Source organism: Streptomyces desertarenae (genome assembly GCF_042681365.1).
Taxonomy (GTDB): domain Bacteria; phylum Actinomycetota; class Actinomycetes; order Streptomycetales; family Streptomycetaceae; genus Streptomyces; species Streptomyces desertarenae.
The window spans coordinates 14,974-34,885 of sequence record NZ_JBHUFU010000029.1 but is presented as its reverse complement, the minus strand read 5'-3'; the positions used below and the strand labels follow the sequence as shown (position 1 = coordinate 34,885).

Sequence of the window (19,912 nt, the reverse complement as noted above, 5' to 3'; positions counted from 1 at the left end):
CGCGCGTCGGCGGCGCGCCGCCGACGCGCGGGGCCCTCCCCCGTCCTAGGCTTCGGCCATCCCAGCGATCACGAGCGAACCGCGGGGGTCCCGTGCCCGAGAGCCGTCCGCAGGAGCCGCCGGAGCCCGGTGGCGGCGCCCGCCGACCCGGCGGTCCCGGCCGGGACACGCTCGTCCTGTGCGGCGCCCGGCTCACCGACGGCCGCACCGCGGACGTGCGGATCGGCGGCGGGCGGATCGAGGCGGTCGGCCCGGCCGGCAGCCTCTCCGCCCCGCCCCCCGCCGGGGCCGCCCGGATCGACCTCGCCGGCTACCTCCTGCTCCCCGCGCCCGCGGAGCCGCACGCGCACTACGACACCGCCCTGACCGCGGACCGCGCCGCACCGCAGCCGCACCCGCCGGCCCCGCCGTCCGCCCGCGGGTCCGGCGGTCCCCGGCGCCCCGGGGCCCTGCGGCGGCGCGCCGTCCAGGCCGCCCTGGTCCAGCTCGGCCACGGCGCGACCGCCGTGCGCACCCACGTGCGGATCGGCGGCGCGGCCGGACTGCGCGCCCTGGAGGCCGTGCTCGGGGCCCGGAGCGCGCTGCGCGGCCTGGTGGACCTGACCGCCGTCGCCGTGCCCCGCGTGCTGACCGGGGCCGCCGGGGCGGAGGAACTGGCGATGCTGCGCGACGCGGTGGGGATGGGGGCCGCGGCCGTGGGCGGCTGCCCGGACCTCGACCCCGACCCGGCCGGCCACGTGCGGGCCGTCCTGGAGACGGCGGCGGAGCACGGTTGCGCGGTGGACCTCCACACCGGCGGCGCGGACCCGGCCCGGCTCTCCCGCCTGGCCGCGATGGCGGGCGACCTGCGGTCCGAAGTCGCCGTCGGCCCCTGTGACGGCCTGGCCCGGCTGCCCCGGGAGGCCGCCGCCCGCGCGGCCGAGGCGCTCGCCGCGGCCGGGGTCGCGGTGGTCTGCCTCCCGCAGGGCGGCTGCGGCCCGTCGGGGCGCGCCGCGGACGGCTCCCGCACGGCGCCGGTGCGGCTGCTGCGGGCGGCGGGGGTGCGGGTCGCCGCGGGCAGCGGCGCGCTGCGCGACGCGGCCAACCCGGTGGGCCGGGGCGATCCGCTGGAGGCCGCCTACCTGCTGGCCTCACACGGGCACGCCGGCCCCGGGGCCGCGTACGAGGCGGTGAGCACCCGGGCGCGCCGGATCCTGGGGCTGCCGGAGGTGCGGATCGAGGCGGGCTTCCCGGCGGAACTGCTCGCCGTGCGCGGCGACACGCTCGCCGGGGCGCTGTCCCTGGCCTGCAGCCGCCTGGTCGTCCACCGCGGCCGGGTGGTGGCCCGCACCAGCGCGGTGCGCGAGTACCGCGACCCCGCGGGCGCCGGCGGCCCGGAGGGCCCCGCCGGATCCGCCGGGCCGGGACTCCCCCGCCAGTCGCAGCGCTGACGCCGCGGCCCGGCGGCGTACGGTCGGAGCATGCGTACAGTCATCGCTGGTGGACACGGTCAGATCGCGCTGCGGCTGGAGCGGCTGCTCGCCGGGCGCGGGGAAGAGGTCGCGGGACTCATCCGGAAACCCGGGCAGGCGGACGACCTGCGCGCGGCGGGGGCCGAACCGGTCGTCTGCGACCTGGAGGCCGCCTCGGTGGAGGAGGTCGCCCGGCACCTGGAGGGCGCCGACGCGGCGGTCTTCGCGGCGGGCGCGGGGCCGGGCAGCGGAACGGACCGCAAGGACACCGTGGACCGCGCGGCGGCGGTCCTCTTCGCCGACGCCGCCGAGCGCGCCGGGGTCCGGCGCTTCCTCCTGGTCTCCTCCATGGGCACGGACCGGGAGCCCCCGGCCGGCACGGAGCCCGTCTTCGCGGCGTACCTGCGCGCGAAGAGGGCCGCGGAGGAGGAGGTGCGGCGCCGCGCCGGCCTGGACTGGACGATCCTGCGCCCCGGCCGCCTCACGGACGGGGCGGGCACCGGCCGCGTGACGCTGGCGTCCCGCGTGGAGCGCGGCGACGTCACGCGCGACGACGTGGCAGCCGTCCTTCTCGCCCTCCTGGAGAGCCCGCACGCCGCGCGGGCGACCCTGGAGCTGACCGGCGGCGACACCCCGATCGACCGGGCGGTCGCGGCGCTGGGCGAGCAGGCGGCGAAGGGACGGGACTAGCGGCCGTCCGCTTCCCGGCCGCTCCGGCGGGGGCGGCCGGGAAGCGGGGCCGCGGCATACGGAGACGGCCCCCGACCAGTGAACTGGTCGGGGGCCGTCTTCCCGGATGTGGCGGCGCCAGGATTCGAACCTGGGAAGGCTGAGCCGGCAGATTTACAGTCTGCTCCCTTTGGCCGCTCGGGCACACCGCCCGGGTTTGCCGCCCGGAGTGGTGCTCCGTGGCAACGCGCATAACCATACCCGATGGCGGGGGGTGCTCCGCCACCTGGTTGTCGGTCGGTGGATCACCGCGGCGGATGGCTAGGCTGACGTGCGCGGACCGCAGGCGGGCCGCATCCCGACGGACCTACCCACGAGGAGCCAACCCACGATGGCCGACTCCAGTTTCGACATCGTCTCGAAGGTCGAGCGGCAGGAGGTCGACAACGCCCTCAACCAGACCGCCAAGGAGATCTCCCAGCGCTTCGACTTCAAGGGCGTGGGCGCCTCCATCGCCTGGTCGGGCGAGCGGATCGAGATGCGCGCCAACTCCGAGGAGCGCGTCAAGGCGGTCCTGGACATCTTCCAGACCAAGCTGGTCAAGCGCGGCATCTCCCTGAAGTCGCTGGACGCCGGGGAGCCCCAGGTCTCGGGCAAGGAGTACAAGCTCTTCGCATCGGTCGAGGAGGGCATCTCCCAGGAGAACGCCAAGAAGATCGCCAAGATCATCCGCGACGAGGGGCCCAAGGGCGTCAAGGCGCAGGTGCAGGGTGACGAGCTGCGCGTCAGCTCCAAGAGCCGGGACGCGCTCCAGGAGGTCATCGCCCTGCTCAAGGGCAAGGACTTCGACTTCGCGATCCAGTTCACCAACTACCGCTGAGCCGCGCCGGCCGCACCGGGGCGGGAGCCGGGCGCGGCCGGGAGCGGACACGGGCACGACGTACGGGCGCGGGCGCCCGCCACCTCGGCGGGCGCCCGCGCCCGTCCCGCGCCGTCTTCGCGGAGGCCGCCGTCCGGGCCCGCGCCCGCGGCTCCCGGCGGCCGGGACCGCCTGCGGAGGGGAACCCCTGAACAGGGGCGTTGCGGACGGCGGACACCGGGCACCCGGGGGCCGACCACCCGCTCGCGCACGGGCCCGGAGGACGCATGAGGAAGCCGACGACCGCACGGAACGCCCTGACCGCCGCGCTGCTGTGCGGCGCCCTCCTCCCCCTGGCCGCCTGCGGCTCCGGGGACGGGGGGAACGACGAGCTCACCGGCGCCGCCGTGCGCACCGCCGCCGCCAGGGCCGGGGAGAACGCCTTCGACCGGGCCGGGCACCCCATCGAGGGTGGCCTGGACTGCAAGGACGAGGGGAGCGGCGAGACGTTGAAGATCACCTGCACCGGCAGCACGCGGGACGGCCAGGACGCCGAGATGACCGCCGAGGCCGACCGGAACCCGGAGATCGAGACCAGCGGCGGGGTGAAGATCGAGGGCTTCACCGTCGTCGGCACGGTCGGGGGCGAGAAGGTGATCGAGCGGAAGGGCTGCCTGGGCGTCGGCTGCTGACCCCGGCGCCCCGAGCAGGCCCGGGCGCCGGTGATGTTGAGAGCGGCGGCGCGGGGCAGACGGTGGTGGCGAGCAGCGACGACCGCCGCCGGACCGCCAGGGGGGATCACCGCCGATGGCCACACCCGCACGCCGGACCCGTCCGGCCGAGCGCCGGGACCGCTTCGACCTGCGGCTGACCGCCCTGGGCTTCGCGCTGGCCGCCATCGTCCTGTTCGGCGCCGGCCTGGCCGGGCGCGTCCTGCTCGACGCGGCACAGCGGCACCCGGTCGCGGCCGTCGCCGCCTGCCTGGTCGCCGTGCCGGCGGCCGCGGGCGCCCTGCGCGGCCGCCGGCGCTTCCGGGCCGCGAGGGCCGCGCGCCGCGCCACCGCGGCGCTGACCGAGGCGGCCGAGACGGTGCTGGAGGAGGCGGCCCCCGCCGATCCCGGACGCGGCGCGGCGGACGGCTCCGGTCCCGGCGCGCGCCGCGGCGGGCCCCTCCCGGGGGACGGCCGCGCCGGGACCGCCGCGAGCGCTCCCGCGGGGACGGCGGAGCCCACGGCGGAGTACACCGTGGAGTACACCGCCGGGTACGCCGGGGAGCGCCCGGAGGAGGCGCCGGCGGAGGAGGAGTGCGCCGCCGGGTACGCCGCCCTGGAGGCCGAGGAGTTCGAGCGGGCCGTCGCGGCCCTGTGCGAGCGGGACGGCTGCCGCGACGTGGAGGTCGTCGGCGGGGCGGGCGACCTCGGCGCCGACGTCGTGGCCACCGCCCCGGACGGCCGGCGCGTGGTCATCCAGTGCAAGCGCTACGGCGACACCCACAAGGTGGGCTCGCAGGACCTCCAGCGCTTCGGCGGCACCTGCTGGTCCGTCCACGCCGCGCAGGTGGCCGCCGTGGTGACCACGGCCGAGTTCACCGCGCCGGCCGCCGAGTACGCCGACCGGTGCGGGATCCTCTGCTTCGACCGGTGGGCCCTGGGCGCCTGGAGCCGGGGCACCGGACCGGCGCCCTGGGAGGCCCTCCCGCCCGGTGCGCCGGACGGGACCGGACACGGCCCCGCAGCCGGGGTCTAGCGGGGCGCGCCGGGGGCCGGGGCCCAGCGGTACGACGGGGACGCGGCGTCGCTGCGGACGATCTCGCGGCCCAGCGGCATCAGCGAGACGGGCACCATCTTGAAGTGGGCCAGGCCGAAGGGGATGCCGATGACCGTCAGGCAGAAGCCGACGCCCGCCGCCAGGTGGCCGAGCGTGAGCCACAGGCCCGCGAAGACCAGCCAGACGACGTTGCCCACCCCGGAGGCGACGCCCGCGCCGGGCCGCTCGACGACCGAGCGCCCGAAGGGCCACAGCGCGTAGCCGGCGATCCGGAAGCAGGCGACGCCCCAGGGGATCGTGACGACCAGCAGGAAGCAGACCAGGCCCGCGACGGCGTACCCCAGGGCCAGCCAGAGGCCGGAGAGGACCAGCCACAGGAGGTTGAGGAGGGTCCTCACGGCCGCTCCCCCGCCATCCGCTCCAGCCGGGCGATGCGCTCGGCCATCGGCGGGTGGGTGGAGAACAGCCGGGAGAAACCGTCGCCGGGGCGGAACGGGTTGGCGATCATCATGTGGCTCGCGGTCTCCAGTCGGGGCTCGGGGGGCAACGGGAGCCGTTTGGTGCCCGCCTCCAGCTTGGCCAGGGCGGAGGCCAGGGCCAGCGGATCGCCCGTGAGCCGGGAGCCGGAGGCGTCCGCCTCGTACTCCCGGGAACGGCTGACCGCGAGCTGGATCAGGGAGGCGGCCAGCGGGCCCAGCAGCATGATCAGCAGCATGCCGAGCAGACCGGGGCCCTCCTCGTCGTCCGACCGGCCGATCGGGACCAGCCAGGCGAAGTTGGCCAGGAACATCACCACCGAGGCCAGCGCGCCCGCGACGGAGGAGACGAGGATGTCGCGGTTGTAGACGTGGCTGAGTTCGTGGCCGAGGACGCCCCGCAGTTCGCGCTCGTCGAGGAGGCGCAGGATCCCGTCGGTGCAGCACACGGCCGCGTTGCGGGGGTTGCGGCCGGTGGCGAAGGCGTTGGGCGCCTGGGTGGGCGAGATGTACAGGCGCGGCATGGGCCGGCGGGCCGCCGTGGACAGCTCGCGGACCATCCGGTACAGGGCCGGGGCCTCGAACTCGCTGACCGGGCGGGCGCGCATCGCGCGCAGCGCCAGCTTGTCGCTGTTCCAGTAGGCGTAGGCGTTGGTGGCGAGCGCCAGGACGAGGGCGACGACCAGCCCCGTCCGGCCGAAGACGCTTCCGACGGCGAGGATGAGTGCGGACAGTCCCCCGAGGAGCAGGGCGGTCTTCAGCCCGTTGTGCCGTCGGTGCACGGTACGCCCTCCAGGTGGTGCGGCGGGGGGAACCCTTCGGAGGCCTTCGTGCGGCCCCTCACGTGGCGGTGTCTCCGTCCGGGCGGCGGATTCGGCGACCTTCCTCAAGGTCAACGCCATGCGGGGATGCTGGGTTCCCGGCGGGCCGCCGTCTAAAGCAGCACGTCGGCGGCGAAGCGCAGGAAGAGCTGCGGAGCACCCGAAAGGACGACGGCCACCGCGGCCGCCAGCCCGACGGCGACCGCCGGCGGTCCGGCGAGGCGGCCCGGGGCGGAGGGCGCCGGGGCGGGGCGCTCCCCCGCCGGGGCCTGCGCGGGGGCGCGGAAGAGGGCGGCCGTCCACGCCAGGTAGTAGGGCAGGGCGATCACGACGTTCACCGCCATCACCACCGCCAGCCAGCCCAGTCCGGCGTCCACGGCCGCCGAGAAGACCGCCACCTTGGCGAACAGGCCGACGACCCCCGGCGGCAGCCCGGCCAGGCAGAGCAGGAAGAAGGCCAGGAGCAGGGCGGTCACGGGGCGGGCCGCGTACAGGCCGCGGTAGTCGGAGATCCGGTTGGCGGCGGCGGTGCGGCCGACGTGGACGGCGACACCGAAGGCGCCCAGGTTCACGGCGGCGTACATCAGGGCGTAGGCGACGGTCGCCCCGACGGCCCGCCCCGGCTCGTCCGCGTACGCCGCGGCGGCGAGCGGCACCAGCAGGTAGCCGGCCTGCCCCACCGAGGACCACGCCAGCAGGCGCACTGCGCTGTGCGCGCGCTCCGGGCGCTGGCGCAGGGCGGCGGCGTTGCCCGCCGTCATGGTCAGGGCCGCCAGGACGGCCAGGGCCGGTCCCCACAGCCCGCTGTGCGCGGGGAACGCCTCGACGGTCACCAGAGCCAGCCCCGAGAAGCCCACCGCCTTGCCGATGACGGACAGGTAGGCGGCCACCGGCAGCGGAGCGCCGGTGTAGGTGTCCGGCACCCAGGAGTGGAAGGGGACGGCCGCGGTCTTGAAGGCGAACCCGACGAGGGTGAGGACGACACCGGTGGCGGCGAGCGTCTCCAGCCGCGGGTCCGCCGCGCGCAGCCCCTCGGCGACCCGCTCCAGGTGCAGCGAGCCCGTGGCGGCGTAGACGAAGCTCACGCCCAGCAGGCTGACGGCCGTGGCGGTGACGGAGGAGAGGAAGAACTTCAGGGCCGCCTCGGAGGAGCGCCCGTCCCCGCGGCGCAGGCCCACCAGGGCGAAGGCCGGCAGCGACGCCACCTCCAGGGCCATGATCAAGGTGGCCAGGTCCCGGGAGGCGGCCAGCAGCGCGGCGCCCGCCGCCGAGGCCAGCAGCAGGAACCAGTACTCGCCGGGCGGCAGGTCCTCGTCCCGCACCGCCGTCATGGACAGCACCGCCGCCAGCAGCGCGGCGCCGAGCACCAGGAACTGCACGGCCAGGGCGAAGGGGTCGGCGGCGTAGCTGCACGCCCCGGGGTCGGCGGTGAGGCAGAAGGTGGCGCGGTCGCCGCCCCGCAGGGGCAGCAGGGACAGCGCCGCGAGCGCGAGGACGGCGGCGGTGAGCACGCCGAGCAGCGGCTTGCGGCGCGCGGGCAGGAAGAGGTCGGCGACCAGGACGGCCAGCGCGCCCGCGGCGACGATCGTGGGCGGGGCGATGGTGAGCCAGTCGACGGACTGGACGGCGCTCCGGGCGGCGAGCACGGTCATCGGCCGACCCCCGGCAGGATGCTCTGCACGGCCGGGTCGGTGAGCCCCAGCAGGAGCGCGGGCCACAGTCCGGCCAGGACGGTGAGGACGACGAGCGGGGTCCAGGCGGCGAACTCGTGCGCGCGGACGTCCGGCAGGGCGGCTCCCCCACCGGGCGCGGTGCCCTCGCCGGGCGGCTCGCCCATGCAGACCCGGCGCACCACCACCAGCAGGTAGGCGGCGGTCAGCAGGGTGCCGAGCGCGCCGAAGGCCAGGAACACCAGGTAGGCGGGGCGGCTGAGGCCGTCGGCGGGGTGGTAGGCGCCGAGCAGGGCCAGCAGCTCCCCCCAGAACCCGGCCAGCCCCGGCAGGCCGAGGGAGGCCACCGCGGCGAAGGCCAGCAGTCCGCCGAGCCGGGGAGCGCGCCCGTACAGCGCCGCGCCCCCGCCTCCGCCGCCGGAGGCGAGCCGGTCCAGGTCGGTGGTGCCGGTGCGCTCCTTGATCGCGCCGGCGAGGAAGAACAGCAGGCCGGTGATCAGGCCGTGGGCGACGTTGGCGAACAGCGCGCCGTTGACGCCGGTGCGGGTGAGGGTGGCGATGCCCAGCAGCACGAAGCCCATGTGGCCCACGGAGGAGTAGGCGATCAGCCGCTTGAGGTCGCCCCCGTTGCCGCGCCGCGCGAGGAAGAGGCAGGCCAGCGATCCGTAGACGATCCCGGTGGTGGCGAAGGCGGCCAGGTAGGGGGCGAGAGTGTGGATGCCGTCGGGCGCCATGGGCAGGACGATCCGGACCAGCCCGTAGGTGCCCATCTTCAGCAGCACGCCCGCCAGCAGCACCGAGCCGGCGGTCGGGGCGGCGGTGTGGGCGTCGGGCAGCCAGCTGTGCAGCGGCCACATCGGCGCCTTGACCGCCAGGCCGGCGCCGACGGCGAGGGCGGCCAGGAGCTGGGTGGTGTGGCCGACGCCCCGGCCGTGGTTCTCCGCGAGCACCGTCATGTCGAAGGTGGGGCCGCCCGGTGCGCTCAGGCCGAGCAGCAGCAGGCCCAGCAGCATCACCACCGAGCCCAGCAGCGTGTACAGGACGAACTTCCGTGCCGCCGCCTCCCGGCCTTCGCCGCCCCAGCGGGCGATGACGAAGTACATCGGGACCAGGACGGTCTCGAAGGCGAGGAAGAACACCACCAGGTCCAGGGCGGCGAAGGTCGCCAGGGTGCCGGCCTCCAGCAGCAGCAGGAGCGCGACGAACGCCTGGGGGCGCGGGCCGGCGGGCATGCGCCGGTAGCTGTACAGCGCGCACAGGAAGCACAGCAGCGCGGTCAGCACCACCAGCGGGAGCGAGACGCCGTCCACTCCGAGGTGGAGGCGGACGCCCAGGGCCGGGATCCAGGAGACGTCGGTGGCGGCCTGCACCGTGCCCGGCCGGTCGTGGTCGAAGGCGGCGGCCAGCAGCAGCGCGGCGGCGAGCACGGCGCCGGTGACGGTGACGCCGTGGCGCAGCACGGCCTGCTCGGGGCCCGTGCCCCTCAGGCCCGGCGGCGCGGGGAGCAGGGCCGCGCCCGCACCGAGCAGCGGCAGGACGACGACGGCCAGCAGGAGGAGCTGCGTCGCGGTGTCGTTGAGGGGGATCACTGGTCACGCTCCGGCTGCGACGAGGGCGGCGGTCACGGCCAGGACGACGGACCCGGCGAGCAGCACGCCCAGGTAGGTCTGCACGTTGCCGGTCTGGGCGCCGCGCACGGCCGCCCCCAGCAGCCGGACGGTGCCGCCCGCGCCGCGCACGTAGGTGTCGACGACCTCGCGGTCGAGGAAGCGGACGAGGCCGGCGGCGGCCTGCACGGGCCGCACCACGACGGCCGCGTGGACGGCGTCGAGGTGGAATCCGCGGGCGGCGTGGCGGTGCAGCGGGCCCAGCAGGACGCGGCCGGGATCGGCGGGGTCGTCGGCCGCCGCGACGTCGCCGTAGACGGCCCGGTGGCCGCCGACGGCCTCGGCCTCGGAGACCGCGGGATCGGCCTCCGGGTGGGCCGCGACGGCGCCGAGCGGGGCGCGGGCCGCCGGCTTCGCACCGGCGTGCCGCCAGGCGGCGTACATCACCACGGCCCCGGCGGCGGCCAGGCCGGTGCCCAGGACGGTGGTGGTGAGGGTGGGTGCCAGCGAGCCGCCGTCGAACCAGCCGGGCAGGGCCGCGTAGAGCAGTCCGGCGGCGAAGGTGGGGCCGGCCAGCAGCCACAGCACCACGGTCATGGCGGCCGGCGGGCGCCCGTGGTCGGGGGCCTCGGCGCCGCGGCCGTGGAACGCCAGCAGCCACAGGCGGGCGGCGTAGGCGGCGGTGAGCGCGGCGGTCAGCAGCCCGGCGAGCAGCACCGTCCAGCCCACCGCGGCCGGTACGGCGTGGGGGCCGGGGGCGGCGGGGTCGAGCGCGGCGTGCTCGGCGGCGGCCAGGACGGCCTCCTTGGAGAAGAAGCCCGCGAAGGGCGGCGCGGCGGCCAGCGCCAGCAGGGCGACGGTCATCGTCCAGTAGGCGTCGGGGACGCGCCCGGCCAGACCGCGCATGCGGGCCGTCGCGGCCAGGGAGTTGGTGCCGGCCGCGTGGATGACCACGCCCGCGGCGAGGAACAGCAGCGCCTTGAACGCACCGTGGGTGAGGAGGTGGAAGACGGCGGCGCCGCGGTCGGCGACGGCCAGGGCGCCCGTCATGTAGCCCAGCTGCCCGACCGTGGAGTAGGCCAGGACGCGCTTGATGTCGTCCTGGGCGAGGGCCGCCAGCGCCGAGCCGACCATCGTGACGGCGGCCAGGACGGCCAGGACGGCGAGCGCCGCGGCGGAGGCGGTGAAGACGGGCAGCAGCCGCGCGACGACGTACACCCCGGCGGCGACCATGGTGGCGGCGTGGATCAGGGCGGAGACCGGCGTCGGGCCGGCCATGGCGTCGGGCAGCCAGGTGTGCAGCGGGAACTGCGCGGACTTGCCCGCGACCCCGGCGAGCAGCAGCAGCGCGACGACCGTGGGGTGGTCGAGCTCGAAGGAGGAGAGCGGGGAGGTGAGCCGGGTGACGATCGTGCTGATCCGGAACGTCCCGGCCGCCGAGCCCAGCGCCAGGATGCCGATGAGGAACGGCACGTCGCCGAGCTTGGTGACGAGGAACGCCTTGAGGGAGGCGGACCGGGCCGCCTCGGTGTGCCAGTAGTGGCCGACCAGGAAGTAGGAGCAGACGCCCATGACCTCCCAGCCGACCAGCAGCACGATCAGGTCGTCGCTGTAGACGACCAGCAGCATCGCGGCGGTGAAGAGGGAGACCAGCGCGGCGTAGGAGGGGTAGCGCGGGTCGTCGCGCAGGTAGGCGGTGGAGTACACCTGCACGCAGGAGGCGACCGCGCCGACGAGGACGGCGACGAGGACGGCGAAGCCGTCGAGGTGGAGGGCGAGCTCGACCGGCAGCGCGTCGTTGCCGGTGGGGGTGAGCCGGGTGGCACCGGTCAGGGGGCCTCCGCCGCCCTGGCGCAGGGCCACGACGGCGGCGAGCGCCGCCGAGGCGACGGTGGGCAGGACGGCCAGGGGACGGACGTAGCCGGGGGCGCGGCGGCCGAGGAGGAGCCCGGCGAGGGCACCGAGGAAGGGCAGCAGCGGGACGAGGACGGCGAGGGTCGTGGTGGTCACGCGGTGGCCTCTCCCCTGGTCGGTCTCGGATCGTCGGGGCCGGCCCCGCCGCTCCCCGGGCCCGCGGCGCCGGCCGCCTCGGTCTCGGTCTCGGCGAGGGCGCGGAGCCGGTCGATGTGGGAGGTGCCCCGGTTGCGGTACACGAGCAGCACGATGGCCAGGCCGATGCCGATCTCGGCCGCGGCGATGGTGATGGTGAACAGGGTGAGCGCCTGCCCGGCGTGGAGGGCGTCCCGGAGCCAGACGTCGAAGGCGACGAGGTTGAGGTTGACGGCGTTGAGCATCAGCTCCACCGACATCAGCACGAGGATCGCGTTGCGCCGGGCGAGGACGCCGTACAGGCCGGTGCAGAAGAGCAGCACGGCGAGGACGGCCGGGTAGGCGAGGTGCATCAGCGCCCGCCCCCGTTCCGGTCGTTCCGGCCGCTTCGGTCCTCCAGGCCCCCCGGGCCGTTCTCCCGGCCGCCCGGGCCGCTCCCGCGGCGCGACAGGACGATCGCGCCGACGAGCGCGGCCAGCAGCAGCACGGAGAGCGCCTCGAAGGGCAGCACCCAGTGTTTGAAGAGGAACTCACCGGTGACGCGGGCCGTCCCCTGCGGGGCGCCGCCGTCCAGGTCGATCCAGGTGGTGCGGAAGGCGTCCACCACGACGGTGACGAGGACGGCGGCCGCCACCGCCGCGACCGCCAGGGCGACGGGGCGGTTGCCGGAGTCGGCGTCCGGCGACCGCCCGACGGGGGCCCGGGTGAGCATCAGCCCGAAGAGGAGGAGGACGACCACGGCGCCGACGTAGATCAGCACCTGCACCCAGGCGATGAACTCGGCCGACAGCAGGAGGTACTCCACGGCGAGCCCGCCGAACGCCACCACCAGCCACAGCGCCGCGTGGACGAGCTGCCGGCTGGTGACGGAGGCGACGGCGGCACCGAGGGTGAGGGCCCCGACCAGCAGGAAGAGGACCTCGATCCCGGTGGGCGACAGGAAGCCGGGGGCGTCGGCGGCGAGCCGTACCGCGGTGCCGCTCACGCCTCACCGCCCCTCTCCCGCCGCAGCCTCCCGTGCTTCTCGGCGGCCTTGCGCGCGGCGGCGACCTCCTTGGGCTCCTCGGCGGCCGGATCGAGCGGCGGCGGGGCGGGCACCGTCCACATCCACTCGCGGAGCCGGTCCCGCTCGTGGACGAGGTCGCGGATGTCGGTCTCGGCGTACTCGAACTCCGGGGACCAGAACAGCGCGTCGAAGGGGCAGACCTCGACGCAGATGCCGCAGTACATGCACAGGGCGAAGTCGATGGCGAAGCGGTCCAGCACGTTGCGGCTGCGCTCGCGGCCGCCTGGGGCGGCCGGGGGGACCGTCTCCTTGTGGGAGTCGATGTAGATGCACCAGTCCGGGCACTCGCGGGCGCACAGCATGCAGACCGTGCAGTTCTCCTCGAACAGCCCGATCACCCCGCGGCTGCGGGCCGGCAGTTCGGGCTGGACGTCCGGATAGTGCGCGGTCACCGAGCGCCGGGTCATGGTGCGGAGGGTGACGGCCAGGCCCTTGGCCAGGCCGCTGCCGGGGACGGCCACTACTGGATCACCACCTTGACGACGCCGGTGAGCGCGATCTGGAACAGGGCGAGGGGCACGAGCACGGTCCAGGCGAGCCTCTGGAGCTGGTCCTCGCGCAGCCGGGGGTAGCTCACCCGCAGCCAGATGACGGCGAAGGCGAGGAGCGCCGTCTTCAGCAGCGTCCACAGCCAGCCCAGGTCACCGGAGAACGGACCGTGCCACCCGCCGAGGAACAGCACCGCCGTCAGGGCGCACAGCACGACGATGCCCGCGTACTCGGCGAGCAGGAAGAGGGCGAAGCGCAGACCGGTGTACTCGGTGTACGCGCCGAAGATGATCTCGGAGTCGGCGATGGGGGCGTCGAAGGGCGGGCGCTGGAGCTCGGCGAGCCCGGCGGTGAAGAAGACCAGGGCGCCGACGGCCTGCCACGGCACCCACCACCACTGGAACGCCTCCAGGATGCCGGTCAGCGAGAGCGTCCCGGCCGCCATGGCCACGGAGGCCGCGGCGAGCAGCATCGGCAGCTCGTACGCCATCAGCTGGGCCGCCGTGCGCAGACCGCCCAGCAGGGAGAACTTGTTGGCCGAGGCCCAGCCGCCCATCAGCGAGCCCAGTACGCCGACGCCCATCACGGCGAGCACGAAGAAGATCCCCGCGTCCACGGCCTGGCCGACCAGGCCGTCCGGCCCGACCGGGATGGCGACCAGCACCAGCAGGTACGGGATGAGGGCGACGGCGGGGGCGAGCTGGAAGATCCGGCGGTCGGCGTCGGCCGGTACGACGTCCTCCTTCTGCGCGAACTTCACGCCGTCGGCCACGAGCTGGGCCCAGCCGTGGAAACCGCCCGCGTACATCGGTCCGACGCGGCCCTGCATGTGGGCCATGACCTTGTGCTCGGCCTGGCCCACCAGCAGGGGCAGGACGAGGAAGGCGAGCAGGACGGCCAGCAGCCGCCAGGCGACGTCGAGCACGTCCATCAGGAGCCGCCTCCCGCCGTTCCGTCGCCGCCGTCGCCGTCGCGACCGCTGCGGTCGCCGTCACCGCCGGGCCCGGGGGCGGGGCGGGCGGCGCCGTCCTCCTCGGGCGCGTTGGCCACCGACGCGCCCCCGCCCTCGGCCGGCGGCGTCTCGGCCTGCTCGTCCCGCTCGTGCACGCGGCGGGCCGCCTCGGCCGAGGTCTCGCCCGCCGGCTCGGGCCGCTCGGGCCGCTCGGGAGGGGCCGGAGTCTGCGCCGGGTCGGACGGCTTGAGCCACGGGGCGTCCGTGCTGCGGCGTCCCGGCTCCCCGGCGGCGCGCCGGCTCGCGGAGCCCTCCGCGGCGCTGCGCGTCCGGCGGGCCGGGCGGCCGGGCCGGGCGTCCCCCGGCTCCGGCGGACCGGCCGGTGCGGACGGCTCGGCGGAGGGGGCTCCTGCGGCGGCGCGCTGGCTCGCGGAGCCGGCGCTCGCGCTGCGCATCCGGCGCGGACGCCTCTCGCCCGCCGTCCCGGGCGCGCCGGCGTCGGCGGTGCCCGCCGCGCGGCCGCGGGCCGGGCGTGCGGGGGCCGCGGGGAGCCGTCCCCTGAGCGGCCCCCACTCGTTCGGGTCGGGCACGCCCGGCGGCAGCGCCTGCCGCCGCCTCGGCCCGCCTTCGGACGGCTCGCCGGGTTCCTTGGCACCGGGCCACGCCTTGGCGACACGGGCCGCCAACACGAAGTCCTTCCGCAGCGGATGCCCCTCGAAGCCCTCGGGCAGCAGCAGCGGCGCCGGGTTCGGATGGCCGGCGAACACCACCCCGAACATCTCGTGCGTCTCCCGCTCGTGCCAGGCGGCCCCGGCGTACACCCCGGTCGCGGTGGGGAGCTCGGGCGCGTCGTGCGGCACGAGGGTGCGCACCAGCAGCCGGCGCACCGGAGTGCCCAGCGCCACCAGGTGCGCGCAGACCGCGATGCCCGTGCCGGGCTCGTCCACGGCGCTCAGCCAGTCGAAGTAGGTGCAGCCCAGCTCGTCGCGCGCGGCGGTCAGCGCCTCGGTCCAGCGCCCGGCCGGCACGTCGACGGTCAGCAGCTCGTACGCCTCCGAGGCGCTCGCGCCCTCGCCGAAGACCTCCTCGGCCGGCCGCGGCAGCCATCCGGCGGCGGACGGGGAGGGCGGGGTCGGCCCGGTCACGCCCCCTCCTTCCCGCCCGCGGGGCCCGGCGGCGGGGGCGGCGCGACCGGCCCGCTGGCCAGGGCGGCCGCGGACGGTGCGCCGGCCCGTCCGTAGCGCTCGGCCGTCGACTCGCGGGCGATCTTCTCCTGGAGCCTGAGGATCCCCTGGAGCAGCGCCTCGGGCCGCGGCGGGCAGCCGGGCACGTAGACGTCGACGGGGATGATCTGGTCCACGCCCTTGGTGACGGCGTACGAGTCCCAGTACGGGCCGCCGCAGTTGGAGCAGGCGCCGAAGGAGATCACGTACTTCGGTTCGGGCATCTGCTCGTAGAGCCGGCGCACCGCCGGGGCCATCTTGTCGGTGACCGTGCCCGAGACGATCATCAGGTCGGCCTGGCGCGGCCCGGGGGCGAAGGGGATGACGCCCAGGCGGATGAAGTCGTGGCGGGACATCGAGGCCGCGATGAACTCGATCGCGCAGCAGGCGAGCCCGAAGTTGAACACCCACAGGCTGTAGCGGCGGCCCCAGTTGAGGACCACCTTCATCGGCTCGGGGGCCAGCCGGGCCAGCGCGCCCAGCCGTCGGGGCTCGGGCAGGTCCGCGGGCGGCGGGCCGCCGGGCCGTCCGGTGCGGGGGGTCACGTCCATGCCAGGACGCCCTTCTTCCATGCGTAGAGCAGTCCCACGGCCAGGAAGCCGAGGAAGACGAACATCTCCACCAGTGTCACCCCGCCGAACTCCGGATCGGCGAAGACCGTCGCCCAGGGGAACAGGAAGATCGAGTCGACGGCGAAGACGACGTAGAGGAAGGCGTAGACGTAGTAGCGGACCTGGGTGTGCGCCCAGCCCTCGCCGACGGGGTCGACCCCGCACTCGTACGTCAGCAGCTTCTCCGGTGTCGGCACCGCCGGCCGCAGCAGCCGCCCGGCCCCGAAGGCCGCGGCGACGAAGAGCACCCCGACGACCGCGACCAGCCCGACGACCGCGTAGCCGTGGAAGTAGTCCGGCACGTCCGTCCCTCGCTCCGTGGTGTTCGCATCAGTGCGACGCTCCGTCGGAAGGCGAGTCTAGGCCCTGGCCTTCCGCCGGTGGGCAGGCGCGTGCCGGACGGCCGCCGCACCGGCGCCGGGCGCGGGGCGGGCCGGAGGCGCGGGGACGGCTCGGGGGCGGGCCGCGGGGCACGGCGTGCGGGGGCCGGCCGGAGGTGGGGACAACCCCACCCCGCGCCGTCCGGGAACCCCATGGCAGCGCCCCCGGTGGGCGCGGCAGTCTTGCCCCCATGAGCACGCCTCCGCCGAGCCCCCCGAGCCTCCCGGGCCACGACCGCGCGCCCCGCGGCGACGGCCCGCCCGCCGCCTCAGCCGCCCCCGCCCCCGCCGCGCGGCACGGCGGACCCGCCGGAGGCGGCGGGCGGGCGGAGGGCGCCGGGGAGGGGGCCGACCGGCTGCCTCCGCCGCGGGCCCCGCTCGCCGCGCGGACCTGGAAGGAGATCGCGCACCTCCTGCTCAACCTGCCGATGGACATCGCCGGCTTCGTCTACGTCGGCGTGTGGGTCCTCTGCGGCGTGCTGCTGTCGGTCACGGTGGTCGGGCTGCCGGTGCTGGCGCTGGGCCTGGTCGGCTGCCGCCAGTTCGGCAAGGTGGAGCGGGCCCGGGCCCGGACCCTGCTGGGGGTGCGGATCGAGGAGCCGACGCCGATCCGCCACCGGGTGCACGGCGGCTTCTTCCCCTGGCTGTGGACGAGCCTGAAGGACCCGGTCGGCTGGCGGCACGCGCTCTACTCCTTCGTCCGCCTCCCGTGGGGCGCCACCACCTTCGCCGTGACCTTCGTCTCCCTCTTCGCGGCCTGGCCCGTCCTGCCCTGGCTGGCGCGCGGGATGAGCCACGTGGACCGGGCCATGGTCCGCGGCCTGCTGTCCCCGTCGGACGAGCTGGAGCGGCGCATCGCGGAGCTGGAGTCGGACCGGCGGACGGTGACCGACACCGCCTCCGCGGACCTGCGCCGCATCGAACGCGACCTCCACGACGGCGCCCAGGCCCGCCTCGTCGCCCTCGCCATGGACCTCGGCCTGGCCAAGGAGAAACTCCACGACGACCCCGAAACCGCCGCCAAAATGGTCGACGAGGCCCACGGCGAAGTGAAACTCGCCCTCGCCGAACTCCGCGACCTCGCCCGCGGCATCCACCCCGCCATCCTCACCGACCGCGGCCTCGGCCCCGCCCTGTCCACCCTCGCCGCCCGCTGCACCGTCCCCACCACCATCACCACCGACCTCACCACCCGCCCCGCCCCCGCCATCGAGAGCATCGCCTACTTCACCGTCTCCGAACTCCTCCAGAACACCAGCAAACACAGCCACGCCACCCACGCCACCGTCGACCTCTGGCACACCGACCACCACCTCCTCATCCAGGTCACCGACAACGGCCGCGGCGGCGCCACCACCGACCACGGCACCGGACTGGCCGGACTCGCCGAACGCCTCGACTCCGTCGACGGCCTCCTCCTCATCGACTCCCCCACCGGCGGACCCACCACCATCACCGCCCGACTCCCCTGGCGCGACCCCACCCCCTGACCCCGGGAAAACCCCCGCACAGGACGCCGACACGCCCCATGGCCCGCCCGCCTCCCGCGGCCGACGCTGGAGGGGACGGCCCCGGGCCCGCCGGCCCGCGCCCCGCGGACCGCCCCGCCCCCGGCCGCACGACCACAGAACGGATGGCCCCATGACAGCCGCCCACGATGCCCCGGTGCTCCGCCGGCCCCGCGTCCCCGCGGTGCTGCGCGTCCCCTTCGAGGGCCGCGCCTGGCGGGAGTTCCTGCACGTCCTGCTCGGTCTGCCGATCGCCGCGGTGTGCTTCGCCCTGGCCACCGGCCTGACCGCGGCCGGCGTCGGCCTGCTGGTCACCTTCCTCGGCGTGCCGCTGCTGGCCCTGACCCTCGCGGCCTTCCGGGGCCTGGGCGCGGTGGAGCGGGCCCGGGCCCGGGCCCTGCTGGGGGTGCGGGTCGCGGACCCCGAACCGGTCATGGCCGGGCGGCGCGGCGGGGGCCCGATGGCGTGGATGTGGGCGCTGCTGCGCAGCGGCACCTCCTGGCGGCACCTGCTGTACGCCTTCCTCCACTTCCCCTGGGCGGTGCTCTCCTTCTGCGTGGCGCTGCCCCTGTGGGCGTGCGGCTGGGGGCTGCTGGCGTACCCGCTGTGGTTCTGGGTCCTTCCCGTCTACGCGGGGCAGCCCGGCATCCAGGTGTACGGCGACGGGCGGGGCAACGGCTGGTTCCTGGACAGTCCCGCGGAGATCCTGGTCGCCTCCGCCGCCGGCCTGGTGCTGGTGCTGTTCACGCCGTGGATCGTGCGGGGGCTGACCGGAGTGGACAGGGCGCTGGTCTCGGGGCTGCTCGGACCGTCGCGCCTGGCGGACCGGATGCGGGAGCTGGAGTCGGACCGGCGGACGGTGACCGACACCGCCTCCGCGGACCTGCGCCGCATCGAACGCGACCTCCACGACGGCGCCCAGGCCCGCCTCGTCGCCCTCGCCATGGACCTCGGCCTGGCCAAGGAGAAACTCCACGACGACCCCGAAACCGCCGCCAAAATGGTCGACGAGGCCCACGGCGAAGTGAAACTCGCCCTCGCCGAACTCCGCGACCTCGCCCGCGGCATCCACCCCGCCATCCTCACCGACCGCGGCCTCGGCCCCGCCCTGTCCACCCTCGCCGCCCGCTGCACCGTCCCCACCACCATCACCACCGACCTCACCACCCGCCCCGCCCCCGCCATCGAGAGCATCGCCTACTTCACCGTCTCCGAACTCCTCCAGAACACCAGCAAACACAGCCACGCCACCCACGCCACCGTCGACCTCTGGCACACCGACCACCACCTCCTCATCCAGGTCACCGACAACGGCCGCGGCGGCGCCACCACCGACCACGGCACCGGACTGGCCGGACTCGCCGAACGCCTCGACTCCGTCGACGGCCTCCTCCTCATCGACTCCCCCACCGGCGGACCCACCACCATCACCGCCCGACTCCCCTGGCGCGACCCCACCCCCTGACCCCGGGAAAACCCCCGCAGGGCTCCCGGGCGCCCCGGCGGGCCCGGTCCGGTGTCGCGCCGGACCCGGTTCCTGGGATGCTGGTGCCGGACCGGACGGCGTCGAGCACGGGGGAGCGCGGATCGTGGAGGACGACAGGGTGCGGGTGGTCATCGCCGAGGACTCGGTGCTGCTCAGGGAGGGGCTGACCCGCCTGCTGAGCGACCGGGGCCACGAGGTGGTGGCGGGTGTCGGCGACGGCGAGGGGCTGGTGAAGGCGGTCGGCGAGCTGGCCGCCGCCGGGGAGCTGCCGGACGTGGTGGTGGCGGACGTGCGGATGCCCCCGACCCACACCGACGAGGGCCTGCGGGCGGCCATCCGGCTGCGCGCCGACCACCCGGACCTGGCGGTGCTGGTGCTGTCGCAGTACGTGGAGGAGCAGTACGCCACCGAGCTGCTGGCCGCGTCCGGCCGGGGGGTCGGCTACCTCCTCAAGGACCGGGTGGCCGAGGTGCGCGAGTTCGTGGACGCGGTGGTCCGCGTGGCCCGCGGCGGCACCGCGCTGGACCCGGAGGTGGTGGCCCAGCTGCTGGGCCGCAGCCGCAAGCAGGACGTGCTGGCCGGGCTCACGCCGCGGGAGCGCGAGGTGCTGGGTCTGATGGCCGAGGGCCGCACGAACTCCGCGATCGCCCGGCAGCTGGTGGTCAGCGACGGCGCGGTGGAGAAGCACGTCAGCAACATCTTCATGAAGCTGGGCCTGGCGCCGAGCGACGGCGACCACCGCCGGGTGCTGGCCGTGCTGACCTACCTCCGGTCGTGACGGGCCGCGGGAGCGGGCGGGGCCGCGGCCCGGGAACGGGCGCGGCCGTG

General features: G+C 76.0%; 20 protein-coding genes and 1 tRNA gene. 8 read left to right on the top strand and 13 right to left on the bottom strand.

Annotation, left to right across the window (positions count from 1 at the left end):
- Window positions 1-92: 92 nt before the first annotated feature.
- Complete coding sequence (locus ACFSJS_RS27195) at window positions 93-1,430, top strand: amidohydrolase family protein (RefSeq protein ID WP_380905031.1); 1,338 nt, start codon at window positions 93-95, stop codon at window positions 1,428-1,430.
- 30 nt (window positions 1,431-1,460) lie between these two features.
- Window positions 1,461-2,141 (top strand): NAD(P)H-binding protein, encoded by a 681-nt coding sequence (locus ACFSJS_RS27190; RefSeq protein ID WP_380905029.1) that lies wholly within the window; start codon window positions 1,461-1,463, stop codon window positions 2,139-2,141.
- 109 nt (window positions 2,142-2,250) lie between these two features.
- Here ACFSJS_RS27190 and ACFSJS_RS27185 read toward each other — a convergent pair.
- Window positions 2,251-2,332, bottom strand: a tRNA-Tyr gene (locus ACFSJS_RS27185).
- A gap of 179 nt (window positions 2,333-2,511) precedes the next feature.
- On the opposite strand from ACFSJS_RS27185, the gene ACFSJS_RS27180 reads away from it, so the two are divergent.
- The 3 genes from ACFSJS_RS27180 (at window position 2,512) to ACFSJS_RS27170 (ending at window position 4,725) form a co-directional block, all read left to right on the top strand.
- A complete protein-coding gene (locus ACFSJS_RS27180) occupies window positions 2,512-3,000 on the top strand; it encodes a YajQ family cyclic di-GMP-binding protein (protein ID WP_380905027.1) in 489 nt (162 codons plus the stop codon).
- Between the two features lie 266 nt (window positions 3,001-3,266).
- Entirely contained in the window at window positions 3,267-3,671 is a 405-nt protein-coding gene (locus ACFSJS_RS27175) for a hypothetical protein (protein WP_380905025.1), read from the top strand.
- 115 nt (window positions 3,672-3,786) lie between these two features.
- A complete protein-coding gene (locus ACFSJS_RS27170) occupies window positions 3,787-4,725 on the top strand; it encodes a restriction endonuclease (RefSeq protein WP_380905023.1) in 939 nt (312 codons plus the stop codon).
- On the opposite strand, the gene ACFSJS_RS27165 is transcribed toward ACFSJS_RS27170, so the two are convergent.
- The 12 genes from ACFSJS_RS27165 to ACFSJS_RS27110 form a co-directional block, all read right to left on the bottom strand.
- Window positions 4,722-5,144 carry a YccF domain-containing protein gene (locus ACFSJS_RS27165; RefSeq protein WP_380905021.1) on the bottom strand — a complete coding sequence of 141 codons (423 nt, stop codon included), beginning with the start codon at window positions 5,142-5,144 and terminating at the stop codon, window positions 4,722-4,724. The genes ACFSJS_RS27170 and ACFSJS_RS27165 overlap by 4 nt on opposite strands.
- Complete coding sequence (gene htpX, locus ACFSJS_RS27160) at window positions 5,141-6,004, bottom strand: zinc metalloprotease HtpX (RefSeq protein WP_380905019.1); 864 nt, start codon at window positions 6,002-6,004, stop codon at window positions 5,141-5,143. Before htpX ends, ACFSJS_RS27165 begins: the two co-directional genes overlap by 4 nt.
- A 152-nt stretch (window positions 6,005-6,156) precedes the next feature.
- The gene (locus ACFSJS_RS27155) at window positions 6,157-7,695 is read right to left on the bottom strand and encodes an NADH-quinone oxidoreductase subunit N (RefSeq protein WP_380905017.1); all 1,539 of its coding nucleotides are present in this window, start codon (window positions 7,693-7,695) and stop codon (window positions 6,157-6,159) included.
- The gene (locus ACFSJS_RS27150) at window positions 7,692-9,302 is read right to left on the bottom strand and encodes a complex I subunit 4 family protein (protein ID WP_380905015.1); all 1,611 of its coding nucleotides are present in this window, start codon (window positions 9,300-9,302) and stop codon (window positions 7,692-7,694) included. Before ACFSJS_RS27150 ends, ACFSJS_RS27155 begins: the two co-directional genes overlap by 4 nt.
- A 3-nt stretch (window positions 9,303-9,305) precedes the next feature.
- On the bottom strand, window positions 9,306-11,330 hold the full coding sequence (locus ACFSJS_RS27145) for an NADH-quinone oxidoreductase subunit 5 family protein (protein WP_380905013.1): 2,025 nt from the start codon (window positions 11,328-11,330) through the stop codon (window positions 9,306-9,308).
- Window positions 11,327-11,722, bottom strand: coding sequence for an NADH-quinone oxidoreductase subunit NuoK (gene nuoK, locus ACFSJS_RS27140; RefSeq protein WP_380905011.1), 396 nt, complete (start codon window positions 11,720-11,722; stop codon window positions 11,327-11,329). The genes ACFSJS_RS27145 and nuoK overlap by 4 nt, the downstream gene beginning before the upstream one ends.
- The gene (locus ACFSJS_RS27135) at window positions 11,722-12,354 is read right to left on the bottom strand and encodes an NADH-quinone oxidoreductase subunit J family protein (protein WP_380905009.1); all 633 of its coding nucleotides are present in this window, start codon (window positions 12,352-12,354) and stop codon (window positions 11,722-11,724) included. The genes nuoK and ACFSJS_RS27135 overlap by 1 nt, the downstream gene beginning before the upstream one ends.
- Entirely contained in the window at window positions 12,351-12,842 is a 492-nt protein-coding gene (locus tag ACFSJS_RS27130) for a 4Fe-4S binding protein (RefSeq protein ID WP_380905034.1), read from the bottom strand. Before ACFSJS_RS27130 ends, ACFSJS_RS27135 begins: the two co-directional genes overlap by 4 nt.
- Window positions 12,843-12,895: 53 nt before the next feature.
- Entirely contained in the window at window positions 12,896-13,858 is a 963-nt protein-coding gene (locus ACFSJS_RS27125; RefSeq protein WP_380905033.1) for a complex I subunit 1/NuoH family protein, read from the bottom strand.
- A complete protein-coding gene (locus ACFSJS_RS27120; RefSeq protein WP_380905007.1) occupies window positions 13,855-15,021 on the bottom strand; it encodes an NADH-quinone oxidoreductase subunit C in 1,167 nt (388 codons plus the stop codon). The genes ACFSJS_RS27125 and ACFSJS_RS27120 overlap by 4 nt, the downstream gene beginning before the upstream one ends.
- Window positions 15,018-15,650: an NADH-quinone oxidoreductase subunit B gene (locus tag ACFSJS_RS27115; protein ID WP_380905005.1), complete on the bottom strand. Its 633-nt coding sequence runs from the start codon at window positions 15,648-15,650 to the stop codon at window positions 15,018-15,020. Before ACFSJS_RS27115 ends, ACFSJS_RS27120 begins: the two co-directional genes overlap by 4 nt.
- Window positions 15,641-16,012, bottom strand: a complete 372-nt coding sequence (locus ACFSJS_RS27110) for an NADH-quinone oxidoreductase subunit A (protein WP_380905003.1) — start codon at window positions 16,010-16,012, stop codon at window positions 15,641-15,643. The genes ACFSJS_RS27115 and ACFSJS_RS27110 overlap by 10 nt, the downstream gene beginning before the upstream one ends.
- Window positions 16,013-16,281: 269 nt before the next feature.
- Between ACFSJS_RS27110 and ACFSJS_RS27105 the strand changes: the two genes are divergently transcribed.
- The 3 genes from ACFSJS_RS27105 (at window position 16,282) to ACFSJS_RS27095 (ending at window position 19,862) form a co-directional block, all read left to right on the top strand.
- On the top strand, window positions 16,282-17,580 hold the full coding sequence (locus tag ACFSJS_RS27105) for a sensor histidine kinase (RefSeq protein WP_380905001.1): 1,299 nt from the start codon (window positions 16,282-16,284) through the stop codon (window positions 17,578-17,580).
- Window positions 17,581-17,731: 151 nt separating this feature from the next.
- Window positions 17,732-19,063 (top strand): sensor histidine kinase, encoded by a 1,332-nt coding sequence (locus ACFSJS_RS27100; protein ID WP_380904999.1) that lies wholly within the window; start codon window positions 17,732-17,734, stop codon window positions 19,061-19,063.
- A gap of 124 nt (window positions 19,064-19,187) precedes the next feature.
- Window positions 19,188-19,862, top strand: a complete 675-nt coding sequence (locus ACFSJS_RS27095) for a response regulator transcription factor (RefSeq protein WP_380904998.1) — start codon at window positions 19,188-19,190, stop codon at window positions 19,860-19,862.
- Window positions 19,863-19,912 lie beyond the last annotated feature (50 nt).

Excerpts from the sequence above, each read along its gene's own strand:
- ACFSJS_RS27190 (WP_380905029.1), top strand. The coding sequence starts at position 1,461 with ATGCGTACAGTCATCGCTGGTGGACACGGTCAGATCGCGCTGCGGCTG.
- ACFSJS_RS27180 (WP_380905027.1), top strand. The coding sequence starts at position 2,512 with ATGGCCGACTCCAGTTTCGACATCGTCTCGAAGGTCGAGCGGCAGGAG.
- ACFSJS_RS27175 (WP_380905025.1), top strand. The coding sequence starts at position 3,267 with ATGAGGAAGCCGACGACCGCACGGAACGCCCTGACCGCCGCGCTGCTG.
- ACFSJS_RS27170 (WP_380905023.1), top strand. The coding sequence starts at position 3,787 with ATGGCCACACCCGCACGCCGGACCCGTCCGGCCGAGCGCCGGGACCGC.
- ACFSJS_RS27155 (WP_380905017.1), bottom strand. The coding sequence starts at position 7,695 with ATGACCGTGCTCGCCGCCCGGAGCGCCGTCCAGTCCGTCGACTGGCTC.
- nuoK (WP_380905011.1), bottom strand. The coding sequence starts at position 11,722 with ATGCACCTCGCCTACCCGGCCGTCCTCGCCGTGCTGCTCTTCTGCACC.
- ACFSJS_RS27130 (WP_380905034.1), bottom strand. The coding sequence starts at position 12,842 with ATGACCCGGCGCTCGGTGACCGCGCACTATCCGGACGTCCAGCCCGAA.
- ACFSJS_RS27115 (WP_380905005.1), bottom strand. The coding sequence starts at position 15,650 with ATGGACGTGACCCCCCGCACCGGACGGCCCGGCGGCCCGCCGCCCGCG.
- ACFSJS_RS27105 (WP_380905001.1), top strand. The coding sequence starts at position 16,282 with ATGAGCACGCCTCCGCCGAGCCCCCCGAGCCTCCCGGGCCACGACCGC.
- ACFSJS_RS27100 (WP_380904999.1), top strand. The coding sequence starts at position 17,732 with ATGACAGCCGCCCACGATGCCCCGGTGCTCCGCCGGCCCCGCGTCCCC.